Raw genomic sequence first — 15,227 nt, forward strand, 5'->3', positions numbered from 1 at the left:
TATCCACAATCATGCATCTATAGGAGCACAAGAGAGGCGCGTTATGAAACGATTCCTCAATAAATCGGGAATGTTTCGCGTCAGGTGCGGTATTCCGCGTTGATCTTCACGTATTCATGGGACAGATCCGTTGTCCAGATCGTCTCACTGCAATGTCCACGACCCAATTCAATACGAATGCCAATTTCCTCTTTGCTCATGACTTCAGCGCCTTGCGCCTCGGTATAGGTCGCGGCGCGACCGCCTTTTTGAGCAATACAGACATCACCAAGGAAAACATCGATCAGGCTGACATCCAGCTCCGGAACGCCTGCTCGGCCAACTGCCGCCAGAATGCGTCCCCAATTGGGGTCAGAGGCAAACAATGCTGTCTTGATCAGTGGGGAATGTGCCACAGCATAGGCTACGTCTAGGCATTCCTGATGATTCTTGCCGCCGTTGACTTCCACCGTTACAAACTTGGTTGCACCCTCGCCGTCTCGAACGATGGCCTGGGCAAGCTCCATGGACACCTCGAAAATCGCTCGTTTGAGCTGTGCGAACAGTTCGCCCTCGGCTCTATCAATCTCGGGGAGCAATGACTTGCCGGTAGCGATCAGCATGCAGCAGTCATTGGTGGAGGTATCGCCATCAATGGTGATGCGATTGAAGGATTTATTGGAAGCGTCACGCAACAAATCCTGCAGAACGGGTTGAGCCACCTTCGCGTCCGTCGCAATGTAGCCCAGCATGGTAGCCATGTTGGGACGAATCATCCCGGCGCCCTTGCTGATGCCCGTCACGGTGACGGTTTGCCCGTCAAAGGTAAACTGCCGGCTCGCCCCTTTGGGCAGGGTATCAGTCGTCATGATACCGCTGGCCGCTTGGGCCCAATTGTCTGCCTTAAGATCAGCCAGCGCTGCAGGCAGGGCAGCTTCGATCTTCTCGACAGGCAACGGCTCGCCAATCACGCCTGTTGAAAACGGCAGAATGGTTGAGGCTTCCACTCCGGCCAAATCGGCAAGCGCTTGACAGGTACGTTCCGCAGCGGCCATTCCAGGCTCGCCGGTACCTGCATTGGCGTTACCTGTGTTGGTCAGCAGATAACGCACATCACCTGCAAATCGTTTACGCGCCAAAACAACCGGAGCGGCACAAAATGCATTGGTCGTAAAAACCCCAGCGACCCGCGCACCCTCTTCACAACGCATTACAACCACATCCTTGCGTCCAGGACGCTTGATGCCGGCAGATGCAATACCAAGCTCGAATCCTGGAACAGGATGTAACGTAGACAACGGGCCGAGACCAACAGCCATGAGGTTTCTCCTGTAGCTAACAATGAAACGCCGCGAGCGGCTGAGCCGGTCGCGGCGATAGGGTCATAACGTGTGCACGTCAGCCAGGCATTAGTCCAGCTTGCCGTGGCAATGCTTGTACTTTTTACCGGATCCGCACGGGCAAGGCTCGTTACGGCCTATTTTCTGCTCGTTGCGTGCAGGCTCAAGGGGTACGACTGTGTCTTCGCCCTCTTCCGGTACCTGTACCTCAGGCTGCGCAATGGAAGGCGCTTCGGCATGCTGGAATTGCATACGCTTGGCCAGCTCCTCGGCCTCATGACGCATGCGCGCCTCTTCTTCGGCAGCGTCTTCACGACGAACCTGAACGTGAGAGAGCACACGAATCGTGTCACGCTTGACGCTTTCCAGAAGCTCCTGGAACAGGTTGAAGGACTCGCGCTTGTACTCTTGCTTCGGATTCTTTTGCGCATAGCCACGCAGGTGAATACCGTGACGCAGATGATCCATTGTAGTCAGGTGATCTTTCCACAGATCGTCCATGACACGCAGCAGCATCTGCTTCTCGAAGCTGCGCAGAGCCTCGGCACCTGCCATCTCTTCCTTCTCATGATAGGCCGCCACCAGCGTTTCGAGAATTTTCTCGCGAAGTGTTTCCTCGTACAGCTTGTCGTCTTCATCCAGCCACTGCTGAATCGGTAGCTTGAGTCCGAAGTCGTTATAGATCGCTTCTTCAAGCCCTGCCACATCCCACTGCTCAGGCAAGGATTGCGGTGGAATATGGGCGCTGAATGTTTGCGCCAACGCATCACGGCGGAACTCGTTGATCGTCTCACCCACATCCTGCGATTCCAGCAGGGTGTTACGCATGTGATAGATCACCTTACGCTGTTCATTGGCGACATCATCATATTCGAGCAGCTGCTTACGAATATCGAAGTTCCGACCTTCCACTTTGCGCTGAGCTTTCTCGATGGCATTGGTTACCATGCGGTGCTCGATGGCCTCGCCTGCTTCCATGCCCAACGCCTTCATGAAATTCTTCACGCGATCAGACGCGAAGATACGCATCAGGTTATCTTCAAGGGACAGGTAGAAACGGCTGGAGCCCGGGTCACCCTGACGGCCTGCACGACCACGCAGCTGGTTATCGATACGGCGTGATTCGTGGCGTTCAGAGGCAATCACATGCAGGCCACCCGACTCGATGACCTGCTGATGACGCTTCTGCCACTCGGCCTTTATCTGAGCGATCTGTTCTTCAGTAGGATTCTCAAGGGCTGCAACTTCAGCTTCCCAGTTACCCCCCAAGAGGATGTCTGTACCACGGCCAGCCATGTTGGTAGCAATCGTTACCATACCGGGACGCCCCGCCTGAGCAATGATCTCAGCCTCACGATCGTGGTACTTGGCGTTCAGTACCTTGTGCTCGATACCTTCCTTCTGCAGCAGATGGGACAGGTATTCGGAGCTTTCAATCGACGCGGTACCTACCAATACCGGACGACCTGACTCCTGGCATTGCTTGACGTCAACGATAATCGCCGCATATTTCTCTTCCTGGGTCAGATACACCAAGTCGTTGAAATCCTTACGTGCCAGCGGTCTGTGGGTTGGAATCACAATAACGTCCAGACCATAGATCTGACGGAATTCAAACGCCTCGGTGTCCGCCGTACCGGTCATGCCAGCCAGCTTGTTATACAGCCGGAAATAGTTCTGGAAGGTAGTAGAAGCCAATGTCTGGCTTTCAGCCTGGATAGGCAGACCTTCTTTCGCTTCGATCGCCTGATGCAGGCCCTCGGACAGACGACGTCCGGGCATCGTGCGGCCGGTATGCTCATCAATGAGCAGGACCTGATTGTCCTGAACAATATATTCCACGTTACGGTGGAACAGCTTGTGTGCACGAAGCGCTGCGTAGACATGAGTGAGAAGAGAAAGATTATGCGCTGAGTACAGGCTTTCACCTTCAGCCAGCAGGCCCGCCTGGGTAAGCAGTTCCTCAATGAACTGGTGCCCCTGCTCGGTTATTTCCACCTGACGTGTTTTTTCGTCAATGGTGTAATGGCCTTCCTTCTCCTCCTCTCCCTCCACAGCCTCAACGTGCTGCTGAAGACGAGGAATGAGCTTATTGATCTGGATGTACAGCTGTGAGCTGTCTTCCGCCTGACCAGAAATAATCAGTGGCGTACGCGCCTCGTCGATAAGAATGGAGTCTACTTCGTCGACAACGGCAAAATTCAGCTCACGCTGATATTTCTCCTCGATACTGAACGCCATGTTATCGCGCAGATAATCAAAGCCGAATTCATTGTTGGTGCCGTAGGTGATATCCGCTGCGTAAGCCGCACGCTTTTCCTCCGGCGGCTGGAAAGGCATGACAATGCCTACCGTCAGCCCTAAAAATTCATACAGCGGGCGCATCCAGTTCGCGTCACGGCGAGCCAGATAGTCGTTCACGGTGACTACGTGGACGCCTTTACCAGACAAGGCATTCAGATATACCGGCAGCGTTCCTACCAACGTCTTACCTTCACCGGTACGCATCTCGGCAATCTTGCCCTCGTGAAGCGTCATACCGCCGATGAGCTGGACGTCGAAATGGCGCATACCCATTACGCGCTTGCCCGCTTCGCGAGTTACGGCAAAGGCTTCAGGCAGGATATCGTCCAGTGTCTCGCCTTTAGCCAAACGCTCTTTGAACTCGAACGTCTTGGCACGCAATTGCTCGTCAGACAACCCAATAATCTGCTGTTCCAACGCATTAACGGCCTGTACGGCCTTGCTCATGCGCTTTACTTCTCGCTCGTTTTTACTTCCAAAGAGTTTCTTTAACAAAGGCGCAAACATATCGACTTGGGTCTTCCACTCGGAGAAATGGGGGGCGGCGGATCGGTGCCATCGCCCGCGCCGTCAAAAAGACAATGGGGCATTCTACTCGGAAACGCCGACGAGAAAAGGTTGACATCACTCAAAGGTCGGATTTCTGAATAGGTTTATCCGACTCATGAGGTTCATCTGTTAACATGCCAACCCCTGTCTGGAGTGCGCACACATGGTTTTTCGTCCTATTGTTGCCGTAGCGCCTGCCACCTTGCTTCGGCAGGCCAAACCCTTGAAACCACTACTATATCAGGCAGAGCGTCTCGAACGCCTACAACGCCTAGTCGATGCACAGCTACAACCTGCAGCACGCGAGCACTGTAAAGTCGCAACCTGGCAGGACGGGTGTCTTCTGCTCATTATTACGGATGGACATTGGGCTACACGTTTGCGTTACCAGCAGCGCCGCTTGCTTCGACAGCTTCAGCAGTCCTCAGAATTTACAGCTCTTCAAAAGATACTGTTCAAGGTCAAACCCAACCCTGATCCAAATCGAAAGCCAGGCCCGCGACGCGAGCTTTCCAATGTCGCTGCAGAAAGCCTGCTATCCACGGCTGAAGGTATCTCAGACCCTTCACTGCGCGCCGCGCTTGAGCGACTGGCCAGTAGAGCGCAGCCGAAAAAGACAGAAGAATAAAAAAGCCACCTTAAAGGTGGCTTTTTTAACACGCGTTCCTTACACCGCAGCAGCTGGCCGCATGTAAGAAATAGGAGCATCGCTAGAGCCTTCGAACGTTACAACTTCCCACGCATCAGGCTGAGCAATTAATGCACGTAGCAAGCGGTTGTTCATGGCATGCCCGGACTTATAGCCCCGGTACTCGCCAATCAAGCTTTTGCCTAGCAGATAAAGATCGCCAATGGCGTCTAGTATCTTGTGCTTTACAAACTCATCCTCATAACGAAGACCGTCTTCGTTGAGTACACCGTGCTCATCAACAACGATAGCGTTTTCAACGCTTCCGCCCAGAGCCAAGTTATGAGAGCGCAGGAATTCCAGATCCCGCATAAAGCCAAAGGTACGAGCCCGGCTGACTTCCTTGAGGAAGGAGGTGCTGGAAAAATCTACGGAAGCCTTCTGAGTACGACCGCTGACCACTGGATGGTCGAAATCGATCTCAAAGCTGACCTTGAACCCGTCAAACGGTACAAACGTCGCACGCTTATCACCGTCTACGACGCTGACTTCACGCTTGATACGAATGAACTGCTTTGCAGATTCCTGTTCTTCGATGCCAGCGGACTGGATCAAGAACACGAACGGACCGGCGCTTCCATCCATAATTGGAACTTCAGCGGCGGACAGTTCTACATACGCATTGTCGATGCCCAGACCTGCCAGTGCAGACAACAAATGCTCCACAGTGCCGACCTTGACACCACCCTGAATGAGATTGGTCGACATCGTGGTTTCGCCTACATACTCAGCCCAGGCGCGGATTTCCACGACCGGGTCCAGATCAATGCGGCGAAACACGATTCCGGTGTCTACGGGCGCTGGCTTCAGAGTGAGATATACCTTCTCCCCCGAATGCAGGCCAACGCCTGTAGCGCGAATAGTGTTCTTTAATGTGCGTTGTCTAATCATGACAGTTGCCGTTCATCGCTGATCGCGAATAGTTGTCAATAATGGGTCGATCATAACAGAACGACCCATTAATTCCCACCAATCACACAGATTGCATCGATTAATCTATTCAATCAGCCTGACGACGCAGGAACGCCGGAATATCAAGATAATCCAGGTCATCGTTTGGATTCATCTTGGCTGCAGCAGCAGAGCTTGTATGGTTCTGACTACGCATGACGGTCGGGCGATCCAGATCACGATAGTTGACGGCAGCATGCTCCTGACGCGGCGCAACGTTAGCCTGCTGAGTAGAGTTATCGACCACCTTGACCGGCTTTTCAAGACGGGCGCCTAAACCGGTAGCAACCACGGTAACGTGGAGTTCATCGCGCATTTCCGGGTCGATTACTGCACCGACCTTGACGGTTGCATGCTCAGAAGCGAAGTCTTCAATGATTTCGCCCACTGCAGCGTACTCACCCAGGGATAGATCCAGACCTGCAGTAATGTTGACCAGAATACCGCGAGCCCCATGCAGGTTGACGTCTTCCAGAAGTGGATTACGGATAGCGGCCTCAGTCGCTTCACGTGCACGGTTCGGGCCGCTGGCATGACCAGTTCCCATCATGGCCATGCCCATCTCACCCATAACCGTCTTGACGTCAGCAAAGTCAACGTTCATCAAGCCAGGACGCTGCATGATGTCCGAGATACCACGAACTGCGCCAGCCAATACATCGTCAGCCTTGGCGAAAGCGGCTAGCAGACTGGCATCCTTGCCGAGAATGGTCAGCAGTTTCTCATTGGGGATGGTAATGAGAGAGTCGACGCATTCGGAAAGGGAGCGAATACCCTCATCAGCCACCTGCATGCGCTTGCGACCTTCAAAGGGGAACGGGCGAGTTACCACGGCGACGGTGAGGATACCCATCTCCTTGGCAACTTCAGCAATAATCGGGGCGGCACCCGTACCTGTACCACCACCCATACCGGTAGTGATGAAAACCATATCGGCGCCTTCCAGAACTTCCGCGATACGCTCGCGATCTTCCATGGCTGCCTGACGGCCAATCTCAGGGTTCGTACCTGCGCCCAAGCCCTTCGTTACCCCTGGGCCAAGTTGCAGCACTGTACGAGAGCTCACATTTTTTAGCGCCTGGGCATCCGTGTTGGCACAGATGAATTCGACGCCTTCCACGCCGCTCTTCACCATGTGGTTAACGGCGTTACCGCCACCACCACCTACACCGATGACCTTAATGACTGCGCTCTGTGGAATATTGTCTACGAGCTCGAACATAATCCCCTCTCTTCCTCTCGGTTTTCGCCTACTGCTGCCGCGATTGAATTAGATTACAAATTGCCCTGGACCCAGCGCTTTATACGCTCCAGGACTGAATTCTTGGGTTCGTCACTGCTGTATCCGCCGGTGACAACCGGCACATTGTCGGATTGCTTCTGCAACCCATAGAGCAACAGGCCTACACCTGTTGAATAAATTGGGTTACGTACAACATCGGTCAGCCCCTTGACCGTCTGCGGTACGCCAAGACGCACCGGCATATGGAAAATCTCCTCGGCAAGTTCAACTGCCCCTTCCATCTTTGCAGTACCGCCGGTTAATACGATCCCTGCCGGAATCAAGTCTTCATATCCGCTGCGGCGCAACTCTGCCTGAACAAGCGTGAAGAGCTCATCGTAACGCGGCTCTACTACCTCAGCCAATGCCTGACGCGAAAGTTCGCGAGGCGGCCTTTCTCCCACACTGGGCACCTTGATGGTCTCCCCAGCCCCCGCCAGCTTTGCCAGAGCACAAGCATACCGAATCTTGATCTCTTCCGCATATTGTGTAGGCGTTCGCAAAGCCATGGCGATGTCATTTGTGACCTGATCGCCTGCAATGGGAATAACCGCCGTATGACGAATGGCGCCCTCTGTAAAAATGGCTATATCAGTCGTTCCGCCACCAATATCCACCAGGCATACGCCCAGCTCCTTCTCATCATCCGTCAGAACGGAATATGCAGAAGCCAGTTGCTCAAGAATGATGTCGTCGACCTCCAGTCCGCAACGACGAACACATTTCTCGATATTTTGGGCAGCATTAACGGCACAGGTCACTACGTGGACTTTAGCCTCCAGACGAACACCAGACATACCAAGCGGCTCACGTACACCTTCCTGGTTGTCGATGACATAGTCTTGAGCCAAAGTGTGCAAGACCCGTTGATCAGCTGGTATCGCCACAGCTTGAGCTGCGTCAAGAACACGATCGATATCAGCAGGGCTGACCTCCCGATCACGAATAGCCACGATACCGTGGGAATTCAGGCTACGGATATGGTTGCCTGCAATGCCTACAAATGCCGAATGAATACGGCAGCCCGCCATGAGCTGGGCCTCTTCTACTGCGCGCTGAATCGACTGGACCGTGGATTCGATATTGACCACTACGCCTTTTTTCAAACCGCGGGAAGGATGCGTGCCGATGCCCACAATCTCGACCTGACCATCGGAAGACACCTCACCCACCAAGGCCACAACCTTTGAGGTTCCGATGTCCAGTCCGACGATCATCTTGCCGCTCTGCACGTTCGCCATGTTTATTGAATTCTCCTCAATTCTTTATTCGGCACGGGCTGACGCTACAGTTGTGGGAGCTACCGGCTCACGCCACGCTACCGCCAGCCCGTTTGGATAACGCAAGTCGATGCGAGCAATATTGGCCATCTGATCCTTGAGTACTTGGTCATACATCTTGACGAAGCGCCGCATCTTGTCCACGAGGTCATCACGACCAAAAATCAATTCAACGCCCTGACCCGTAGTCAGGAACCAACTCCCCCGATCATGCATTTCCAGCCGCGTAACCGTGAATCCAAGTGGACGCAGCATCTGACTGAACAATTGATACTGCTGCATTACCTGCTGCTGCGCACGTTGCGGCCCATAGAGGCGTGGCAGGTTGTCGTAATGTGCCAGATCCTTAGGTGCAAAGGCCTCGCCCTGGTTATTCAGCAGGGCTTCGTCCCCCCAGCGCGCAACAGGGAGCTGCTCCTCAAGATGGATGGCGACTTCATCCGGCCAAACACGGCGAACCTCTGCATGAGCAATCCAGGGCATCTGCTCAAGTGCCTGACGCATATTGGCCAGATCGATTGAAAAGAATGTCCCGTCAGCATAGGGCGCGATACGTTGCTGAACAGCCTCTCGGCTGATGTAGCTCAGGTCACCTTCGACATTCACCTTCGTGATTGGACGATCCGCATAAGGCAGCAGCTGTTGAGACAGCTCATATGTGCCGAAGCCAAGCCCTACCAGCAGAAGTGGCCAGGCCACACGCTTAAAGAGATTGAAGCTGGGCTTTGGCAGCCGAGCCGAGACAGGCTCCTTTTCCACCAGGCGGCTTGCACCACGCGGCGGCACCTTGCCACGAAGTGGCGTACGACCCAATCCAGGTTGTGTATGACGAAGTGTCGTGACCATGTTAGCCCCTCGACTCCATTGTGCCTGCCAGAACCGTCAGGACAAGTTGTTGATAATCAAGGCCTGCGGCCTTGGCTGCCATGGGAACAAGGCTATGGTCCGTCATGCCGGGGACTGTATTGACTTCCAGCAGCCAGAACCGACCCTCTTTATCCTGTATGACATCAACGCGCGCCCAGCCAGTAGTCCCCACGACCTCACAGGCATGACGAGCCAATACCTTGAGTTCCAACTCACGCTCCTCATCAAGGCCACACGGAACCTGATAGCGAGTGTCGGATGCCAGGTATTTGGCGTCATAGTCATAGAAGTCGTGGGTAGTACCCAGACGAATAGGCGGCAGTACCTGATCGCCCAACAGGGCGACAGTAAACTCAGGACCGCTAATCCATTGTTCGACAAGAACTTGCGAATCGTACGTCGAGGCGGACTGCCAAGCAGTGATCAGCTCATTAACACTGTTCACCTTGGCCATACCAATGCTGGAACCTTCATGGGCGGGTTTGACGATAAGTGGAAACCCGAGTTCCTCAGCAGCCTTCCGACAATCAGACTCACAGCACAAAACGGCGTATTTAGGCGTGGACAGACCCTGGCTCAACCAGAGGTGTTTTGTTTTCAGCTTATCCATGGCCAATGCGGAAGCCAGCACCCCACTTCCTGTATAGGGTATACCCAGGCACTCCAACAGCCCTTGCATGCTACCGTCTTCCCCACCCCGTCCATGCAGGACGATAAAGGCACGGTCTACCTGTTCAGTGTTCAAACGCTGCAGCAGGTCCTGACCAACATCGATACCGAACGCATCAACGCCCGCAGCCTGCAGCGCAGCCAGCACCATTTTCCCTGAATTAAGGGAAACTTCGCGCTCGGCACTCTTGCCACCATACAACACGGCAACACGACCGTAATCGGCTGGCTGGATCGACATTGGATCAAGGATGGCGCTCATAGCGACTTCCTCAGAAAGTCAGAATTGAACAAGGGGCTTTTTATCAATTGCGGAGCCAGAGTGCCGATATCACCAGCACCTTGGCAGAGGAGAATATCCCCAGCCTTCAGGAGAGGCTTGATAAGAGGAGCAAGCTCGGTACCACGCTCGATGTAGATTGGGTCTAGCTGACCACGTTGACGGATACTATGACAGAGACGGCGGCTGTCGGCACCTGGAATCGGCTCTTCACCTGCCGGATAGACTTCCATCAACAACAATACATTGGCATCAGCCAGGACCTGCACGAAATCATCGTACAAATCACGTGTACGGCTATAGCGATGGGGCTGATAAACCATGACCAGGCGGCGCTCAGGCCAACCACCACGAACGGCCTTTATTACCGCAGCCACTTCACGGGGATGATGACCATAATCATCTACCAGCATCACACTGCCATTTTCGACAGGCAGTTCACCGTATACTTGAAAGCGACGACCTACTCCCTGGAATTCAGACAGGCCCGCCACGATGGCGTCATCGCTAAGCCCTTCATCTGTTGCAATGGCGATAGTCGCCAGGGCGTTGAGTACATTGTGTACTCCTGGCATGTTCACAGACACCGCCAAGGGTTCACGACCATTGCGAAGTACGGTGAAATAGGTACGCATGCCTTTTTGACGGATATCGACTGCGCGTACGTCTGCATCCTCGCTGGTGCCGTAAGTCACCGTGGGACGCGCAACCTGAGGAATAATCTCACGCACGACCGGATCGTCAACGCACAATACAGCCAGTCCATAGAAGGGCAGATTATGCAGAAAATCGATAAAGGTTTTCTTCAGCCGACTGAAGTCCCCTTCATACGTATCCATGTGATCGGCGTCGATATTGGTTACTACCGCCACCATAGGCTGAAGATGCAGAAAGCTCGCATCACTTTCATCAGCCTCGGCAACGAGATAACGACTGGTTCCAAGTTGAGCATTAGTCCCCGCTGCATTCAGGCGACCACCGATGACAAAGGTAGGATCGAGGCCTTCGGCCGCCAGCACGGAAGCAATCAGACTTGTAGTTGTGGTTTTCCCATGAGTACCTGCTACTGCAATTCCATGCCGGTACCGCATCAGCTCAGCCAGCATTTCAGCGCGAGGAACCACAGGAATACGGTTTTCCAGGGCGGCTGCCACTTCAGGGTTGGACTTGTTGATAGCGCTGGAAACGACTAGTACGTCCACGCGCTCAAGGTTTTCGGCGCTATGACCTATATAAATCTTGGCACCAAATTGCTGCAAGCGCTCGGTAACAGGAGAAGCCCGGAGGTCGGAGCCGGATACTTCGTACCCCAGATTGAGCAGAACCTCGGCAATTCCACACATGCCTACGCCGCCGATTCCTACAAAATGAATTCGCCGAATGCTACGCATACGACGCACTTCTGCCTGGATTGCGCTCTGGGATTTAACCATTGGCCACCTCCAGGCAGGCATCTACCACGGCTCGGGTTGCATCAGGCTTAGCCAGGGCATGGCTACGAGTGGCCATGGCAGTTAATCGTTCGGGTTGCATCAAAACCTCAGTTAGCTGTGCGGCAATCGCCGTCGCATCAGTCATTTTCTGCGGGAACAAAAGGGCTGCGCCCTCGTTCACCAAAAATTCAGCATTGCGTGTCTGGTGATCATCAATGGCATGAGGCAGTGGGATCAGAAATGCCGGCAAGCCTGCGGCCGTAAGCTCACTTACCGTCAGTGCACCTGCGCGGCAGATCACAAGGTCAGCCCAGGCATAAGCCTGAGCCATATCCGAGATGAATGGCATCACCTCTGCATCAAGATTCGAGGAGCTATAGCGCTGCAGTGTTACTTCAGCATGCTGCCGCCCTGCCTGGTGTTTCACGTTAGGACGCAGGCCGGCGGATACCTGAGCAAGCGCTTCAGGCACAAGTTTATTGATAGGCTCTGCACCAAGGCTGCCACCCAAAATCAGCAGATTGACCCTACGCCCTTCAAAAGAAGGCCGCACGGTTTGCAGGAAAAGCTCCTTGCGAACGGGGTTACCTGTACTTAACCGCTTGGGAGACGCGGCGAACGTGGCAGGAAAACCTTCGCATACTTTTTTTGCGATAGGCGCAAGCAAGCGGTTTGCAGTACCGGCAACTGCATTCTGCTCGTGAATAATAAGAGGAACGCCAGACAGACGAGCCGCCATACCGCCAGGCCCCGTGACGAAGCCACCCATACCCAGCACACAGACAGGCTTGAGAGTACGCATGATGCCGAGCGCCTGCATTAGGGCTCCGCTGAGCTGAAAGGGAGCTTTCAGCAGTGACTGCATACCCTTACCACGTAGTCCGGTAACGGTAATACGGTGTAAGGGAAGACCTGCTTGCGGGACGACATCATTTTCAATACCACGAGGCGTACCCAGCCAATGAACGGTATACCCCCGACCTTCAAACTCCTTGGCGCAGGCCAGCGCGGGAAAAACGTGTCCCCCAGTACCGCCTGCCATGATGAGGACATTACCGGACATCAGCAAAATCCTCTTCCGAAAACTCAACTTCCTCGTCGTTCATGAGTGTCCGTCTTTCCCACTCGATCCTAAGCAACAATGCCATGCTGATGCAGCAGATGATCAGCGAACTTCCGCCATAGCTTAAAAATGGCAGTGTCAGTCCCTTGGTAGGCAATAGCCCGACATTTACGCCGATATTGATCAGGAACTGGCCAATCCAGAGCATGGAAAGTCCATACGCCATATAGGCTGCAAAATACTGTTTGGCCTGCTCTGCCCAATAGCCAATGTAAAGGCCGCGTACGCATACAAAGAGAAACAACCCGACGGTGGCCAAGGCTCCGACAAGCCCCAACTCTTCTGCCAGAACGGCAAATACAAAGTCAGTGTGAGCCTCTGGCAGGTAGAACTGCTTCTGGATGCTGTTACCCAAGCCAAGCCCGAACCAGCCTCCTCGGCCAAAAGCGATTAATGCTTGAGTGAGCTGGTAGCCCGACCCAAATTGATCAGCCCAAGGGTCGGTAAAGGTGATGAGACGCTGCATACGGTACTCCTGGGTCTGAACCAGGATAAACACCGCCAGAACAGCCAGGGCCACCATTAGAATGAAACGGAACAACCCTACGCCACCCAGAAACAGCATGACAGCGGCTGCACCCATCATGACAACCGTTGCCCCGAAGTCTGGCTCACGCAGCAGAAGCATGGCCAGCGGAAGCAACACAATGAAAGGTTTGAAAAAACCGGCCCAGCTACGTCGCACTTCCTGCTCTCGCCGCACCAGATAGCCGGCCAGGTAAATCACAACGAATACCTTGGCTATTTCAGAAGGCTGAACGTTAAATAAACCGAAGCCGATCCAGCGCAGCGATCCATTTACTTCACGGCCAATTCCGGGAATCAACACCATAATCAGCAAGGCGAATGCGGCAATTAGCAGAGTTCCACCAAAACGCTGCCAGGTAGCCATTGGGATCATGAGCGTGGCTCCGCAACCCACGATACCTATAGCCAGATAGATCAGGTGTCGAATCATGTAATAGAGGGGGTTTCCAGCCTGAGCGGCTGCTACTTCCGACGATGCGGAAGTGATCATGACCAAGCCCAAACCGAGCAAGGCCAGACAGCCAGCCAGCAAAGGAAAGTCAAGATCAACACCGTTCCGGCTGATGAGCGGCGAAGGATAAGGGCGCAGCAAGGAAAACATCAATTAAGCGCCTCCACGGCCTGAGCAAACAACCGCCCACGCTCTTCAAAATTACGGAACATGTCCAGGCTTGCGCACGCTGGAGACAAGAGAACAGCATCACCAGGCTCGGCTAACGCTGCGGCTCTCTCGACGGCTTGCTCTAGTGTGGAGACATGAACGATCGTGATATCGGTATTCAAGGATTCAGCCAAGCGTTCAGCGTCCCGTCCAAGCAGAACGACTGCGCGGCAGAAAGCACTTATCGGTTTGCGGAGCGGTTCGAAATCGGCTCCTTTGCCATCGCCGCCAGCCAAAAGCACCAGTTTGCCTGCGATATCGCTTCCCAATCCTTCGATAGCAGCCAACGCAGCACCTACGTTGGTAGCTTTTGAATCATTGTAATAGTGCACACCAGCCTTCTCACCTACCCACTGGCAACGGTGAGCCAAACCTGAAAACTCGCGAAGTGCTTCCAGCATCGGCTCGAAAGGCAATCCGGCAGCATGTCCCAAGGCTAACGCAGCCAAGGCATTGGCCTGATTATGGGCGCCACGAATCTTTAGGTCCTTTACAGGCATGAGCGGATCGAACTGAAAAGCCAGCCACTTCTCACCGTCGTGCTCACGCAGGCCGAAGCCGTTGAAATCCGGCTGACCACAACCAAATGTCCAACATGGGACTTGCTCGGACACCAACGGGCGAGACAAGGGATCATCCCGATTGACGACCACCTGACGTGCGCCTCTGAAGATCCGGTGCTTGGCCAGATGGTAAGCAGCCATACCACTGTAGCGATCCATGTGATCTTCACTGACGTTCAATACCGTGGCCACCTCAGCGTTCAACCGCTCACAGGTTTCCAATTGAAAACTGGACAGCTCAAGCACATAAAGGTCGACATTGTCGTCCAATAGATCCAACGCTGGCGTCCCAAGGTTTCCGCCTACGCCGACGTGTTTGCCCGCCTTGCAAGCCATTTCACCAACCAGGGTCGTTACGGTACTTTTAGCATTAGACCCAGTAATCGCAACGATAGGCGCCTTGGCCAGACGGGCAAACAATTCAATGTCACCGGAAAGCCTGACGCCCTGCTCCGCCGCCCTCTGAATTGCAGGCGTCTGCAATGACAAGCCGGGGCTGACATAAAGCTCACTGGCGCGGCTCAAGAAATCGGCATCCAATTCACCACAGCGCACCTCTACCTGTGGATAATGGGTGCGCAGTGTTTCCAGCTCAGGCGGGTTTTCCCGCGTGTCCACCACAGCGAATGGAACACCTTGGCGCGCTAAATGGCGAACCAGCGACATGCCACTCTTGCCAAGGCCTACAACAATGCGGAACTGGTCGGAAGCGATCAGGCTCATGGTTGTC

At 54.0% G+C, this 15,227-nt stretch carries 12 protein-coding genes; 1 reads left to right on the forward strand and 11 read right to left on the reverse strand.

The genetic code is table 11. From position 1 onward, the window contains the following. Positions 1 to 80 precede the first annotated feature (80 nt). The gene (argJ, locus tag HMPREF1487_RS03980; protein ID WP_010795307.1) at positions 81 to 1,298 is read right to left on the reverse strand and encodes a bifunctional glutamate N-acetyltransferase/amino-acid acetyltransferase ArgJ; all 1,218 of its coding nucleotides are present in this window, start codon (positions 1,296 to 1,298) and stop codon (positions 81 to 83) included. A gap of 90 nt (positions 1,299 to 1,388) precedes the next feature. After that, positions 1,389 to 4,130 carry a preprotein translocase subunit SecA gene (secA, locus tag HMPREF1487_RS03985; RefSeq protein ID WP_010795308.1) on the reverse strand — a complete coding sequence of 914 codons (2,742 nt, stop codon included), beginning with the start codon at positions 4,128 to 4,130 and terminating at the stop codon, positions 1,389 to 1,391. A gap of 205 nt (positions 4,131 to 4,335) precedes the next feature. Between secA and HMPREF1487_RS03990 the strand changes: the two genes are divergently transcribed. After that, positions 4,336 to 4,800, forward strand: a complete 465-nt coding sequence (locus tag HMPREF1487_RS03990; protein ID WP_010795309.1) for a DciA family protein — start codon at positions 4,336 to 4,338, stop codon at positions 4,798 to 4,800. A gap of 39 nt (positions 4,801 to 4,839) precedes the next feature. On the opposite strand, the gene lpxC is transcribed toward HMPREF1487_RS03990, so the two are convergent. The 9 genes from lpxC to murD form a co-directional block, all read right to left on the reverse strand. Then, positions 4,840 to 5,751, reverse strand: a complete 912-nt coding sequence (lpxC, locus tag HMPREF1487_RS03995) for a UDP-3-O-acyl-N-acetylglucosamine deacetylase (protein ID WP_010795310.1) — start codon at positions 5,749 to 5,751, stop codon at positions 4,840 to 4,842. Positions 5,752 to 5,860: 109 nt separating this feature from the next. Then, positions 5,861 to 7,033 carry a cell division protein FtsZ gene (gene ftsZ / locus HMPREF1487_RS04000; RefSeq protein WP_010795311.1) on the reverse strand — a complete coding sequence of 391 codons (1,173 nt, stop codon included), beginning with the start codon at positions 7,031 to 7,033 and terminating at the stop codon, positions 5,861 to 5,863. Between the two features lie 53 nt (positions 7,034 to 7,086). Further along, positions 7,087 to 8,334 (reverse strand): cell division protein FtsA, encoded by a 1,248-nt coding sequence (gene ftsA, locus HMPREF1487_RS04005; RefSeq protein ID WP_010795312.1) that lies wholly within the window; start codon positions 8,332 to 8,334, stop codon positions 7,087 to 7,089. Between the two features lie 24 nt (positions 8,335 to 8,358). Next, positions 8,359 to 9,219: a cell division protein FtsQ/DivIB gene (locus HMPREF1487_RS04010; protein ID WP_010795313.1), complete on the reverse strand. Its 861-nt coding sequence runs from the start codon at positions 9,217 to 9,219 to the stop codon at positions 8,359 to 8,361. Position 9,220: 1 nt separating this feature from the next. Continuing rightward, positions 9,221 to 10,171, reverse strand: a complete 951-nt coding sequence (locus HMPREF1487_RS04015) for a D-alanine--D-alanine ligase (protein WP_010795314.1) — start codon at positions 10,169 to 10,171, stop codon at positions 9,221 to 9,223. Next, the gene (murC, locus tag HMPREF1487_RS04020) at positions 10,168 to 11,622 is read right to left on the reverse strand and encodes a UDP-N-acetylmuramate--L-alanine ligase (protein WP_010795315.1); all 1,455 of its coding nucleotides are present in this window, start codon (positions 11,620 to 11,622) and stop codon (positions 10,168 to 10,170) included. Before murC ends, HMPREF1487_RS04015 begins: the two co-directional genes overlap by 4 nt. Continuing rightward, the gene (gene murG / locus HMPREF1487_RS04025; RefSeq protein WP_010795316.1) at positions 11,615 to 12,685 is read right to left on the reverse strand and encodes an undecaprenyldiphospho-muramoylpentapeptide beta-N-acetylglucosaminyltransferase; all 1,071 of its coding nucleotides are present in this window, start codon (positions 12,683 to 12,685) and stop codon (positions 11,615 to 11,617) included. The genes murC and murG overlap by 8 nt, the downstream gene beginning before the upstream one ends. Then, positions 12,675 to 13,874 carry a putative lipid II flippase FtsW gene (gene ftsW / locus HMPREF1487_RS04030; RefSeq protein ID WP_010795317.1) on the reverse strand — a complete coding sequence of 400 codons (1,200 nt, stop codon included), beginning with the start codon at positions 13,872 to 13,874 and terminating at the stop codon, positions 12,675 to 12,677. The genes murG and ftsW overlap by 11 nt, the downstream gene beginning before the upstream one ends. Next, positions 13,874 to 15,220: a UDP-N-acetylmuramoyl-L-alanine--D-glutamate ligase gene (murD, locus tag HMPREF1487_RS04035; RefSeq protein WP_010795318.1), complete on the reverse strand. Its 1,347-nt coding sequence runs from the start codon at positions 15,218 to 15,220 to the stop codon at positions 13,874 to 13,876. The genes ftsW and murD overlap by 1 nt, the downstream gene beginning before the upstream one ends. Between the last annotated feature and the right edge of the window lie 7 nt (positions 15,221 to 15,227).

The organism is Pseudomonas sp. HPB0071 (assembly GCF_000478505.2).
GTDB classification, from domain to species: Bacteria; Pseudomonadota; Gammaproteobacteria; order Pseudomonadales; family Pseudomonadaceae; genus Chryseomonas; species Chryseomonas luteola.

Excerpts from the sequence above, each read along its gene's own strand:
- argJ (WP_010795307.1), bottom strand. The coding sequence starts at position 1,298 with ATGGCTGTTGGTCTCGGCCCGTTGTCTACGTTACATCCTGTTCCAGGA.
- secA (WP_010795308.1), bottom strand. The coding sequence starts at position 4,130 with ATGTTTGCGCCTTTGTTAAAGAAACTCTTTGGAAGTAAAAACGAGCGA.
- HMPREF1487_RS03990 (WP_010795309.1), top strand. The coding sequence starts at position 4,336 with ATGGTTTTTCGTCCTATTGTTGCCGTAGCGCCTGCCACCTTGCTTCGG.
- lpxC (WP_010795310.1), bottom strand. The coding sequence starts at position 5,751 with ATGATTAGACAACGCACATTAAAGAACACTATTCGCGCTACAGGCGTT.
- ftsZ (WP_010795311.1), bottom strand. The coding sequence starts at position 7,033 with ATGTTCGAGCTCGTAGACAATATTCCACAGAGCGCAGTCATTAAGGTC.
- ftsA (WP_010795312.1), bottom strand. The coding sequence starts at position 8,334 with ATGGCGAACGTGCAGAGCGGCAAGATGATCGTCGGACTGGACATCGGA.
- HMPREF1487_RS04010 (WP_010795313.1), bottom strand. The coding sequence starts at position 9,219 with ATGGTCACGACACTTCGTCATACACAACCTGGATTGGGTCGTACGCCA.
- HMPREF1487_RS04015 (WP_010795314.1), bottom strand. The coding sequence starts at position 10,171 with ATGAGCGCCATCCTTGATCCAATGTCGATCCAGCCAGCCGATTACGGT.
- murC (WP_010795315.1), bottom strand. The coding sequence starts at position 11,622 with ATGGTTAAATCCCAGAGCGCAATCCAGGCAGAAGTGCGTCGTATGCGT.
- murG (WP_010795316.1), bottom strand. The coding sequence starts at position 12,685 with ATGTCCGGTAATGTCCTCATCATGGCAGGCGGTACTGGGGGACACGTT.
- ftsW (WP_010795317.1), bottom strand. The coding sequence starts at position 13,874 with ATGTTTTCCTTGCTGCGCCCTTATCCTTCGCCGCTCATCAGCCGGAAC.
- murD (WP_010795318.1), bottom strand. The coding sequence starts at position 15,220 with ATGAGCCTGATCGCTTCCGACCAGTTCCGCATTGTTGTAGGCCTTGGC.